General features: G+C 46.3%; 12 protein-coding genes. 8 read left to right on the top strand and 4 right to left on the bottom strand.

Annotation, left to right across the window (positions count from 1 at the left end):
* Positions 1–235: 235 nt before the first annotated feature.
* From C792_RS0104320 to C792_RS0104305, 4 genes are all read right to left on the bottom strand, one after another.
* Positions 236–1,345 (bottom strand): copper resistance D family protein, encoded by a 1,110-nt coding sequence (locus C792_RS0104320; RefSeq protein ID WP_017548221.1) that lies wholly within the window; start codon positions 1,343–1,345, stop codon positions 236–238.
* Between the two features lie 12 nt (positions 1,346–1,357).
* Complete coding sequence (locus tag C792_RS0104315; protein WP_017548220.1) at positions 1,358–1,945, bottom strand: copper resistance CopC family protein; 588 nt, start codon at positions 1,943–1,945, stop codon at positions 1,358–1,360.
* A gap of 217 nt (positions 1,946–2,162) precedes the next feature.
* Positions 2,163–3,056 (bottom strand): nuclease-related domain-containing protein, encoded by an 894-nt coding sequence (locus C792_RS0104310; RefSeq protein WP_017548219.1) that lies wholly within the window; start codon positions 3,054–3,056, stop codon positions 2,163–2,165.
* A 94-nt stretch (positions 3,057–3,150) separates the two neighbouring features.
* Positions 3,151–3,702: a GNAT family N-acetyltransferase gene (locus C792_RS0104305; RefSeq protein WP_017548218.1), complete on the bottom strand. Its 552-nt coding sequence runs from the start codon at positions 3,700–3,702 to the stop codon at positions 3,151–3,153.
* A 184-nt stretch (positions 3,703–3,886) separates the two neighbouring features.
* Here C792_RS0104305 and C792_RS0104300 point away from each other — a divergent pair, with 184 nt between their 5' ends.
* The 8 genes from C792_RS0104300 to C792_RS0104265 all read left to right on the top strand — a co-directional run bounded on the left by C792_RS0104300 (position 3,887) and on the right by C792_RS0104265 (position 12,225).
* Complete coding sequence (locus C792_RS0104300) at positions 3,887–5,836, top strand: BglG family transcription antiterminator (protein WP_017548217.1); 1,950 nt, start codon at positions 3,887–3,889, stop codon at positions 5,834–5,836.
* A gap of 14 nt (positions 5,837–5,850) precedes the next feature.
* Positions 5,851–6,285, top strand: coding sequence for a PTS sugar transporter subunit IIA (locus C792_RS0104295; RefSeq protein ID WP_017548216.1), 435 nt, complete (start codon positions 5,851–5,853; stop codon positions 6,283–6,285).
* Positions 6,286–6,300: 15 nt separating this feature from the next.
* Positions 6,301–6,588, top strand: a complete 288-nt coding sequence (locus tag C792_RS0104290) for a PTS sugar transporter subunit IIB (protein ID WP_017548215.1) — start codon at positions 6,301–6,303, stop codon at positions 6,586–6,588.
* Between the two features lie 24 nt (positions 6,589–6,612).
* Positions 6,613–7,980 (top strand): PTS ascorbate transporter subunit IIC, encoded by a 1,368-nt coding sequence (locus tag C792_RS0104285; protein WP_017548214.1) that lies wholly within the window; start codon positions 6,613–6,615, stop codon positions 7,978–7,980.
* 17 nt (positions 7,981–7,997) lie between these two features.
* On the top strand, positions 7,998–9,998 hold the full coding sequence (gene tkt / locus C792_RS0104280) for a transketolase (protein ID WP_017548213.1): 2,001 nt from the start codon (positions 7,998–8,000) through the stop codon (positions 9,996–9,998).
* A gap of 120 nt (positions 9,999–10,118) precedes the next feature.
* Positions 10,119–10,811: a class F sortase gene (locus C792_RS0104275; protein WP_017548212.1), complete on the top strand. Its 693-nt coding sequence runs from the start codon at positions 10,119–10,121 to the stop codon at positions 10,809–10,811.
* Positions 10,812–10,904: 93 nt separating this feature from the next.
* Positions 10,905–11,480 carry an RNA polymerase sigma factor gene (locus C792_RS0104270; RefSeq protein ID WP_017548211.1) on the top strand — a complete coding sequence of 192 codons (576 nt, stop codon included), beginning with the start codon at positions 10,905–10,907 and terminating at the stop codon, positions 11,478–11,480.
* Entirely contained in the window at positions 11,473–12,225 is a 753-nt protein-coding gene (locus tag C792_RS0104265) for an anti-sigma factor (RefSeq protein WP_017548210.1), read from the top strand. Before C792_RS0104270 ends, C792_RS0104265 begins: the two co-directional genes overlap by 8 nt.
* Positions 12,226–12,269 lie beyond the last annotated feature (44 nt).

The following is a 12,269-nucleotide window of genomic DNA, read 5'->3' as shown; positions in this document are numbered from 1 at the left end:
TTTGCCAAGTTAAATGTAATACCTTGCCAACTTAACATAGCGAAATCATAATTTCAGCCGTGTTCATGAACAATGAAAACTATTTTTACAGATTACTCTAAAAAGTCGGGATTAATGCCGGGGGACCCGTCTGCCGGGCATCAATCCCTCCACAATGGCCGATGCCCCGCCAAACATCGGCCCAATAAAAATTCCCGGACAGCGATATGCCCGGGAACCCTTCATTCTATGCTTCTCAAACAACACTCAGCATCATTCCAAGATACGCCGATGCCACGAAACACATGGCCATAGCAAACGGCAGCACTGCATGCATCCGCATTCTGGCCGCATACAGCATGAAGCCGAAGAATACCGCTGCGAACAGGATCAGCAGCACTCCAATTGCATCAAAACCGAACGAAACCCCTGTGCCGGCAGGTGCGCCCGCTCCATGAACCGCTGCGAACAGAGGCGAGACCCCGTCCCGCCCGATGACTGTATCAAGCCGGCTCGGTATCGGCTGTTCGCCCATGAAGGCGGTCACCGCCAGGATCATCAGCACTATGAAAGATTCCGCCCTGATCCACGGCCGGATCTCCAAATCCGGATCAAGCCGCAATTTCGCCCTGTACAGGATGCCGTTGATGATCCCGAAGCCGAGCACCGCCGCGAGCAGCAGCTGCTTGAACAGCAGGGACTGGCCGTAGTCTGTCAGCAAAGAATCCGCCAGCCGCCGGAATATGCTGACGCCCGCGCCCTGTCCGGCCGTCACCACATCCGAGATGAACACTCCGGACACAGCGAGCACGATGATGGAGATCAGCGCAAACGGCGTGAACCAGGATAACACAGCGGTCCACTTCACTCTCCCGCACGTAAACCAGCCGAGGATCATCAGCAGACCGCTCCATACCATAACCGAAATGAGATGCACGGCATGCACCGTCACACCCCATAGCCCCGCCTGTTCGAAGGCATGACCGGCAAAACTCTGGGCAACGGCCACAGCCACCATGAGAACCACCCCGCCGCGGGCCATTGCACGCCCCTCCATCATGTCAAAAGCGAAAAACGCGATGAATACGATGGAAATCAAGTACATGACCAGCCAGGCCCGCCCGGCATTGAAGCCGAACAGCACCTGGCCGAACGCCCCGGCAAATGACAGATTGCCGGCCATATTCATAATGATAGAAAATACCGGCACCGCCCCGAAGACGATGACACCTGCCGCGGCCGCAATCATCAGCCACTTCGGCACACGGAACTTCGGCATGCAGCCCCGAGGCATTGCGCCTGCGGTCATCATTCCCATCAGCAGGGAGAGACACAGGTATAAAAGCAGCTGGGAGACAATAACCATCAATAGTCCTCCCTATTTACGCCTGCGGGCAAAGAAAATGATCATCGCAATCACCACAATACCAAGTCCGGCAATCAGCGCAATCACACCACCGGACATGCCGCCCTCGTCCTCGACTGCCGCATCTTCAACAGCACCTTCCGATTCTTCGGCAGGCACTTCATCCGTCTGTTCCTCAGGCTGCCCCTCTTCAGTCTGTTCCTCCGCTGTATCTTCAGATTCTCCAGATTCATCCGGTGCATCCCCGGCTACAGTAAATCCGTAATCCCCGCTGATCAAGTGGCCGTCAGCACCGTAGACTTCCCAGACGACAGTGTAATCCCCCGGGACAAGCGGTTCAGCGAAAGTGAGTTCCACCGTCTCCCCTTCAACAGTGATATTTTCGTAATCGAAACGCTCACCATCAGCATTTTCCAGATAGATTTCCTCTTCCTGCTGGATTTCAGAGTCGAAAGTCATCGTCACGGAGGACACTTCCTCCTGCATCTCGGATCCTTCCTCAGGACTCGACGACACCATTGTCGAATGCGCCTGCACCACACCTCCGAACACAGCGCTCATCATCAGTAAACTCAAAAAAACAATCAATCTTCTGCCCATTTACACACACTCCCATATTCTTTATGGGTTGAATTATATCATATTGAAACGCTTCCAATTAAAAGTCACACCATTGTCATGCCGGTTTTTATTGAAGTGTCAAAAAATGGACATCAGATACTTTTCCGATTACCATAATTACAGCGTACGTTTTAGTGTACGCCAATAATCAGGAATGACTATAGTTCTACACAACAATCATTGAATATCAGATTATTTACTGATTAAAGACATAGCGTTTTAAGGCTTCTATGTATCTTCCGTATTTTTCCTGATTGATGGGGGAGTATCTGACCCTGGTGAAATCTTCTTCAAACTGCTTTCTCAAGTTTTCTTTTTGGTTGGCAACCCTGATTTTTGTACTCTCTGCAGTTCCATCTATAAAAGTATATTTACCACCAGACTCATAATTGAAATACACTATACCATTGATGAATGCATTTAAACCCTGTGCCTCTTCCAATTCTTTTCTTAAAATTTTAATAGTATCCAAAACCTGCTCAAAAGGATGACCGTAATCTTTATAGCTTATCAATCCTTTTTCGTTGGTTTTCAGCACAAATGTTTTATAGTCTTTTTTGACATCATCATGGAATACATATCTGTTCAATATCTGCATGTTTTTGCTCTTCAGCGTGTCCTTACTCACATTGTAGTAGATATCGCCTTCCCAGCACTTTGTTTCGATGATATATATACCTTTATCACAAACTGCCAAATGATCAATCTGTCTGGGATTCTTACTGTCATAAAGAAGAACATTATTGAATATGTCATAGCGGGATATTAAGCCTTGCCGTTTAAATTCCCGAAGAATATCATCCAGCTGTCTCGCTGCCATCAGCTCGCCTTTGTTCTTATTCGTATTTTCAATATAATTTAATTTTTTCTTTAATTTTTCGTTCTCTTCAGCCAAAGACAATTCTTTTTCTTTCAAATCTGTTATTTCATGCACTCTATCATCCTGTTCTTGATGAAGTGTTTGAATCTTCGTATCTGTTCTGCCTCTTTCATCATTGACCAGCTTTACATTTTTCTGATTTTGTTGGAAAAGATAATAGACTGCCCCTGTCAGTACAAGGATAAAAATAATATAGATCAGGTCCATCATATGAAATAACTCTCCTTTTTGCATATTATTTGAAACATATCATAAATTTAGCCAAATGTGAAAATATTATGAATAATATGCATCGGATCCTGTCTCAATAGCCAATCACCCTTCCCAGCTTCTCCTCAAGCAATGACCACGCCGCCTCGTAACCATCATCCAGCCGTACCGGCCGGAACCCGAAATCGAGGTACATGTTCACCGCCTGCCAGCTCGTCGTCTGTGATGTCAGGTACGCCGCATCATGAAAGCCCGCCAGTATCGCCATCGCCCCGCCGAGCAGCGGTTTCGACAACCCCCGGCCCTGATATTCAGGCACAATCCCAACCCAGTGGATCCGCCCGCGGACATTGCCGTCCCCTTCCAGGTCACCGTACCAGGCAGTCGCCGTACCGACCGCTTCGCCGCGGGGGTCCATGAGGAATAAACATCGGTCGCCCATTTCATCGATGTGTTCACCAAATTCGCGCCCGAACCGCTCAAGCGCAGCCGCTTCACTATCAAATTCATCCACCCGCGTTTCAATGTTCGCCCAGATATTTTCATCCCCCGGCTGGAACATTTTGAAGCTGTAGCCCTCCGGCAGTTCATATCCCGGGATATCGTCCAGGTCTTCTCTTATCATCTGCAGTTTTATTTGTTTCATTTTATCATCGCTCCCAGTTTTTCTTACCAACACATCATTTATATATAAAAACTATTTGAAATGCAATTTTCGCTACCTCATAATAACTACATTCAATGTGAAGTTCTTCAGATTCCGATACGCAACAGGTTACACATCCATATACGTTAGGAAACGCTTACAATTAAATCAGGGAGGTAATCAAATGCTTACTCCTAGACAAAAACGCATCATCAAGTATCTAACGCAGCAGGAGGATTTCACCTCAGTCAGATTCCTGGCGGAAATGTTCAATGTAAGTGACCGGACAATCCAATATGATCTGGAACATATTGAGGATGCGCTTCAGCGTCCTGAAGTGAGAATCACCAGAAATAAAGGCAAAGGAGTGATAGTCAAAGCTGACGATGAATTACTCGGGATAGTATCTGATGTTACAGAGGAACATCTTAAATATTATTCTGCAGAAGAGCGTTTTGAGCAGATATTATTGATGCTTTTTGAATCACTGAACCCTATCTCTTCTGGAAAGTTATCAACCGATTTGAATGTCACACGCAGAACAATTGTCGATGACCTGAAATCTATCCACCAATGGCTAAAGAGACGTAAACTTGAACTGAATTATGTCCGGAATAAGGGATTCAATATCAAAGGTGATGAACAGAAGTTCCGGGAAAGCTATGTGGAAATACTCATTCAGCATTACAGACATATTGAAACACTGCCACACCTGAAATATGTGGGAAAGAACTCGCTTCCCAAGATTTATGAAGCAATTGAAAACGGATTGAACAAAGCCAATTATTCTCTGATGCAGAGTTCGATTGACGGACTGGTATTCCATATCGCTATTTCGCTGCACCGTCTCCGAAATGATTATGAAATAGTAATGCCCCGGGAAGAATTTGAGAAATTAAGTGAAAAAAAAGAGTTTGAGATTGCTGCCATTCTTCAGCAAGAAATTGAACAGACATTTAATCTCAGACTGCCGGTTTCTGAAACCGGTTATATAGCACTTCATCTGCTCGGAGCCAGACAATCATTCAATGAGAAAACAGTTGAATTCGAAGAGGATGATGTTTTAAAGAGTACAATCATTTATTTTCTTAGAAATATAACACAACAGATCGGTGTCACCATCGATAAGGATAAGGAACTGATACAAGGTTTGCTTGTGCATCTGAGACCTGCCATCTACAGGATGAAATATGGTTTTAGAAACGACAATCCACTCCTGGGCGAAATTAACGACAGATATCCGGACATCATCTACGCAATAGAAGCGAATATCCATTTGCTCGAGGACACCTTCGAGGTGACATTCAGCAATGATGAAGTAGCATTCATCGCCATTCATGTTGGTTCTTCCATCGAAAGAAAAAACATGAGCAGAAACACTGATTTGAACATAGTACTGATCTGTGGAAGTGGTATCGGCACTTCACAATTACTAAAAACACGGATTGAAAGTTACTATCCGGAACTTAATATAATCGAAGTACTTTCCCTGTCCAAACTGGAACCTTCATATTTTGAGAGACATGACCTTGATCTCATTATCAGTACAATCCAAATGGAGGAACAGCCTGTAAAAATGATCAATGTCAGTCCTTTTCTTGACAGCAATGACAGGAGCAAACTGAATTCGGCAATCAATTCCCACAGAGAAACTGTTGTCCAGAAGACCATGGAACTCGGCCCTGTCCTAAATCAGCTGATGCATGCTGAGCATATCAGGTGGAACGTTTCAGCCGACACATGGAAAAAAGCAATTTCAAAAACAGTTGAGCCATTGATTGAAGATTCAATTGTCCAGCCCGAATATGCAGATGAAATCATCAGACAGTTCAACATACATGGCCCCTATATGGTAATAGGCAGCCAGATCGCATTAATACACGCTTCATCTTTCAATTATGTGAATCAGACGGGATACAGCTTTGTATCACTCGATGAACCGGTCAGATTTGGACATGAAGATTATGACCCTGTCAGATATATCATATGTCTGGCGACCACCTCACCTAAAATTCATTTGAATGCACTCAGGCAACTTTCTTTCATCCTAATGGACAAAGTAAGGATGGAGCGGGTCAAGAACCACGGGAAGCCGGGATTGATAGAGAATATAAATGAGGTCAGCAAACTGTAGAGGTGGTGATATTTTTGTTAAAAGACGTATTGATTGAAAAAAATATACAGATCCAAGATGAAATAGACGGCTGGGAGGCTGCCATCGAGACAGCTTCCTTCCCCCTTCTTGAATCCGGGAAAATCGAACAAGGTTATGTAAATAGAATGATACAGAATGTCCATGAACTTGGACCCTACATTGTCATTTCCCCTCAGATTGCCATCGCACATGCAAGGCCGGACGGAACAGTAAACGAAATTTCGTTAAGTCTGTTGAAGCTTGACACCCCGGTTAATTTTTCGGAAGGGGACCATGAGGCTTCTTTAGTATTTGTCCTTGCCGCTGTGGATAACGAGCAACATTTGGATATACTGCGGGATTTGGCAACAAAACTTGGTGATCGGGATATTGTGAACGCACTGTTATCAGCAACAAGCAAAAAAGATATATATAAAATACTTAGTTAATCGGAGGAATTGAAAATGAAGTTTTTAGTTGTATGTGGTCACGGATTGGGCAGCAGTTTCATGATTGAAATGAACATTGAACAAGCATTGAAAGAACTGGACATCAATGAGAGTCATATCGAAGTGGATCATAGTGATCTCGGTTCAGCCTCGCCGGATATGGCAGATGTATTCATCTGTGGAAAAGATCTTGCGGATAATGTGGCAAGCTTCGGTGAACTTATTGTACTGGACAACATTTTGGATAAGGACGAACTCAAAACAAAAATAGAAGAGAAACTGAAAGAAAAGGGAGCGCTTTAAACTTAAAAAACTGGAGGGGTATAAATGGAAACTTTACTTTCTGTATTGGTTGATATATTCAGCCAGCCAGCTATTCTTGTCGGCATCATCGCACTTATTGGACTGTTAATTCAGAAAAAACCATCGTCTGAAGTTACAAAGGGAACAACAAAGACAATACTTGGATTCATCGTGCTGAGTGCTGGCGCAGGAGTCGTATCTGGTTCATTGGAGCCATTTGGAAGCATGTTCCAGCAAGCGTTCAGTGTACAGGGCGTCGTACCAAATAATGAGGCAATCATTTCCATAGCACTTGAACAGTATGGCTCAACGGCTGCATTGATCATGATATTCGGTATGATTGCCAACATACTCATCGCGCGTTTGACAAACTTGAAATACATCTTTTTGACGGGGCACCACACATTCTATATGGCCGCTTTTCTCGCCATAATTCTGACTGTAGGCAACTGGTCAGGTATTCCACTCATCATCGTCGGTTCCATCGCTCTCGGTATCATCATGGCGATATTCCCCGCTCTTGCACAGCCGACCATGAAAAAGATTACAGGCAACGACCAGGTCTCACTGGGACATTTCGGAACAGTCAGTTACGTTGCCTCCTCTGCTGTCGGTTCTTTATTCAAAAAGAAATCTGTTTCAACGGAAGATATCAATTTTCCGAAAGGGCTGAGCTTCCTGAGAGACAGTTCAGTCAGTATCTCCCTGACAATGGTCGTCATATATATTGTTGCTGCATTATTTGCCGGCCCGGCATTTGTTGAAGGTGAACTCAGCGGCGGGACCAACTATCTTGTCTTCTCACTGATTCAGGGCGTGACATTCGCCGCCGGGGTATTCATCATCCTGTCCGGTGTCCGTCTGATCCTTGCTGAAATCGTCCCGGCATTTAAAGGGATTTCCGAAAAGCTTGTGCCGAATTCCAAACCGGCACTCGATTGTCCCATCGTGTTCCCATATGCTCCAAATGCAGTACTTATCGGATTCTTCGTCAGTTTCGTAGCTGGGGTCATCGGCATGTTTGCGCTGTTTTTGACAGGTGGCGTTGTTATTCTTCCCGGTGTTGTTCCCCACTTTTTCCTCGGCGCAACTGCTGGAGTATTCGGCAACGCAACCGGGGGGATAAAAGGTGCTGTCGCAGGGGCCGCCTTGAACGGCATACTCATCACCTTCCTGCCATTGCTCTTCCTTCCATACCTTGGAGAACTCGGCGCCGCAAGCACGACTTTCTCCGATACTGATTTCCTTCTTGTAGGAATAGTACTCGGATATATCGCCAAGTACCTTGGTGAAATTGGCGTTATTGCATTGATTGTACTTGTTCTCATCGGAAGTATCATGCTTCAGAAAAAGTTTGGGAACAAAAAGGTCAACAGTGAAGAAGCAAAATAAACTGAGGGGGATTCACAATGAAGAATACAACTGACCTATCTATCAGTAACCTATCCATAAATACCATAAGGGCTTTGGCACTTGATTCCGTGGAAGCGGCCCAGCACGGCCATTTGGGAATGCCTCTTGGATCCGCACCGATGGCTTATGAACTCTGGAAGAACCACTTGAAAGTCAACCCGGAAAATCCAGAATGGTTTAACCGCGACAGGTTCGTCCTGTCCGCCGGACATGGATCCATACTCAATTATATACTACTTCATTTGAGCGGATATGATGTCACTTTGGACGACCTTAAAGGATTCAGACAAATTGGCAGCAGAACACCCGGCCATCCTGAATATGGACATACAGAAGGTATAGAAGCCACCACGGGGCCACTCGGACAGGGAATCGGTCACAGCGTCGGGATTGCCATGGCCGAAAAATATTTGAGTGCCACTTTCAACAGACCTGGATATGATATCATCGATCATTTCACATACAGTATATGTGGTGATGGGGACCTGATGGAAGGCGTATCATACGAATCTGCTTCACTGGCCGGACATTTGAAACTTGGAAAACTTATTATACTTTTCGATTCCAATGATGTTGTCCTGGACGGCAATGTTACCGATTCTTTCTCAGAAGACATTAAAAACCGTTTTGAGAGTATGGGATGGCAGCATCTTTTTGTTGACGACGGACATGATTTGAATGCAGTTAACACCGCTATAAACGAAGCAAAATCCGAAACAGAGAAACCAACAATCATCGAAGTGAAAAATACGATTGGTTTTGGCGTCGAACATGTTGAGGGTACACATAATGCTCACAGCGATCCGGTTGGCCAAGACGCTATACAAAAAGCGAAAGCACTATATGGGTGGAAACATGATGAAGATTTCTTTGTACCGGATGGTGTCTACAGTCATTTTGCTGAGATTGCTTATGAAGGAAGCAAGACAGAAACTCAGTGGAATACACTTCTTAGTGGTTATAAAGAATCCTATCCGGATGAACACTCGGCACTTCTGAAAATCATCGATAAAGAGCTGGATACAGCTACTGCAGATCTATCTGAGTTATTCGAAGGGACGGAGAAGATGTCCACCCGGGTTGCATCGCACAAGATAGTCAACCACTTGGCGGAAGATAATGCGGCCATCCTTGGAGGTTCTGCCGATTTATCCAAGTCCAACAAAACGACTCTGGAGAAATTCCCTGATTTCACTGCAGAAAATCATTTCCAGGGAAGAAATATTAAATTCGGTGTCAGAGAATTCGCAATGGGAACAATAGGCAATGCCTTGGCCCTCAACCATTTGAGACCATATATCAGCACGTTCTTTGTGTTCTCTGACTATCTCAGACCAGCAATCAGGTTATCTGCATTGATGAAACTGCCTGTCACATACGTCTTCACACATGACAGTGTTGCAGTCGGGCAAGATGGACCAACCCACCAGCCGGTGGAGCATCTGGCTTCATTCAGAGGGATGCCGAACATCAATGTCATACGCCCTGCTGATGCCATTGAAACAATCGGTGCCTGGATGATAAGTTCAGAATCCAGCAGCACTCCTACCCTGTTGGCTTTAGGCAGGCAGGATGTTCCAGTTCTCAAACAGGATTACAATCTGATTGTCGAGGGCACCAGAAAAGGCGCTTACACACTCTCTGAAAAAGAACAGGCCGAGGGCATTCTGATTGCGACAGGCTCAGAAGTCCATCTGGCGCTTGAGGCACAGAAAAGACTAGATGACGAAGGCATAGCAGTTAATGTCGTGAGTATGCCATCATGGGAGCTGTTCGAAAACCAGAACAAAGAATATAAGGATAAAGTGTTGATTCCTTCACTGCGTAAAAGACTCTCGATTGAACTGGGTTCGAAACTGGGCTGGAGAGAATATGTTACAGAAGACGGCTCAGTAATGAGTGTGGATTCATTCGGTGAATCCGGAGCCGGTGAAGATGTTATTCAAGCAAAGGGGTTTACTGTTGAAAATGTAGTCAAACACTATAAAAACCTATAAATCACTTCCCGGGATGAAAGCACGATTATCATCCCGGGATTTCAGTCTCAGGTGATCCAATTCCCCTTTTCCTGCGTATACTGTATAACTTATGATAAACAATGAAGCGGGGTGCGGGTTATGCGCAGACTTATATTTTTACTGACAATGATTTTGGTCATTGCCGGCTGCGGCAATCAGGGTGAACAGGCCGGGGAGGAAACGGAAAATACGAATGAGGATGTCGCATCTGAAACAAACACTGCTGAGGAATCTTCTGAAAAAGCATCGGAAGATGAATCTGGTATTGAACCTGAAACAGAAGAGGAACAGCCTTCCACCATACCGACTGAGCAGGTGGAGATTCTGAAGGATGAGCGCGAGGGCATCGTCCCGGAGCGGATTGAGATTCCGGCGATTGATGTGGATGCGCCGGTACAGCATCTCGGTCTGAAGGACAATGGTGAGATGGAAGTGCCGGATACGCTTAATGATACTTCGTGGTATGAACCGGGATATGAGGTCGGGGCGCCGGGCAACGCGGTGATTGCGGGACATGTTGATGATACGGTGAATCCGGGTGTGTTCAAGCAGCTGCATACCCTGGAGCCGGGCGATGAGATCATCGTCCACGGTGAGGATGGTGATACTCTGACGTTCACGGTCTATGACAAGGAGCTGTTCGATGCGGACGAGGCGCCGGTTGACAAGATTTTCGGCTACTCCCACAACAGCCTGCTGAACCTGATTACATGCGAAGGACCGTATGACTACGACGTCGGCGGCACACCGAACCGCTGGGTCATCTATACTGAACTCGATACTGAGAGCTGATTATTGCATGGAGGCCAATATCTGCGGCATCCATGCCTTTTTGTTCCGATTAATATATAATGGACGAATGACGCACAAACAAAGGAGAATCGTATGACAAGGACCGACTCGGAACTGTACGAGGGTCTCCGGGCAGGTGATAAGGCCTGTCTGGAAATGCTCTACCGGAAATACGAAAAGCTGCTCTATTCCTATGCCTACAAGATGACCTCGAGCCATGAACGCTCCGAGGAAGTGGTGCAGGATGTCTTCATGAAAGTCTGGCAGAAGAAAGGGGCCTACGACGAAAACAAGGGGAAATTATCGACGTGGCTCATTACGATCACCCGGAATTCTGCGATTGACATTTCAAGACGTAAAAAGATCGATACTTATGAATATGATGAACGTGATGATGTGAACCCGGACAGTGACCACTTCAATTCACCGGTGGAAAAACAGGCGGAACACCATGAAGACCGTGAAATCATAAATGACGCAATGCAGAAACTGAACGACGAACAGCACAGGATCGTCACGCTGTTCTATTTCAAGGCGTATTCCCAGTCCCAGATTGCCGAAGCACTCGATGTGCCGCTCGGCACGGTGAAGAGCCGGCTGCGGCTCGCGCTCGGACATCTCAGGGAAAATATGGATCCCGCACGGAAAGGGGGCACTCAAAATGAATGATAGCAGACACTGCGATCGACTGATCGACTATTACAACGGACACTTGGACCAGAAGGAAGAAGCGGAATTTGAAAAGCATCTCGAAGAGTGCCCCGACTGCCAGGCTGAACTGGCCGAATGGGAGGCACTGAACGCGGAACTGGCCCGTAACACCGAACAGCTGGACCCGCCTGACGGCATGGAAGACCGGATTCTCGGCAACATCTTCGCGGAAGATACAAAACAGGAGCAAAACCCGGTGGATGACAGGGATACTGCGCGATATAAAAACGAAAAAAGAACGAAAACGGGCTTCTATAAAAAACTGCTGATTCCGCTCGCCGCCGCCCTGCTGCTGTCGGTGATCGGCAACATCTATCTGTGGAACGCCCAGCAGCAGACCGAGTCGCTTTCGCAGGCACTGCTCGAGGACGGTGAGACGATCAACCTGGCACCGACGTCCGAGGCGGAAGGCATGAATGCGAAAATCGCGATGCATGAAACGAACGGCAGCCAGACGCTTGTACTCCAGGCACAGAACTTCACGGATCTCAATGAAGGCGAAGTCTACCAGGTATGGCTCCTGAAGGATGAACAGCCGTACCGTGCAGGCACGCTCGTGCCGAACGACAGCGGTGAAGGATACACGGTATTCACACTGGATGATGCTCAAGATGTGGATTGGGACACGGTTGCAATCACAGTGGAAGCATCCCCCCAGAACCAGGCACCTCAGGGTGACATCGTCATGTCAGCCGACTTCTAAATATCATCTCCATTTCAGTTCTGGACAGGCTGGAATGGAGATTT

Origin of the sequence: Salinicoccus carnicancri Crm (genome assembly GCF_000330705.1) — a bacterium.
Taxonomy (GTDB): Bacteria; Bacillota; Bacilli; order Staphylococcales; family Salinicoccaceae; genus Salinicoccus; species Salinicoccus carnicancri.
Note: the sequence above shows the minus strand (reverse complement) of the source record. Positions and strands in the feature narration are given on the sequence as shown.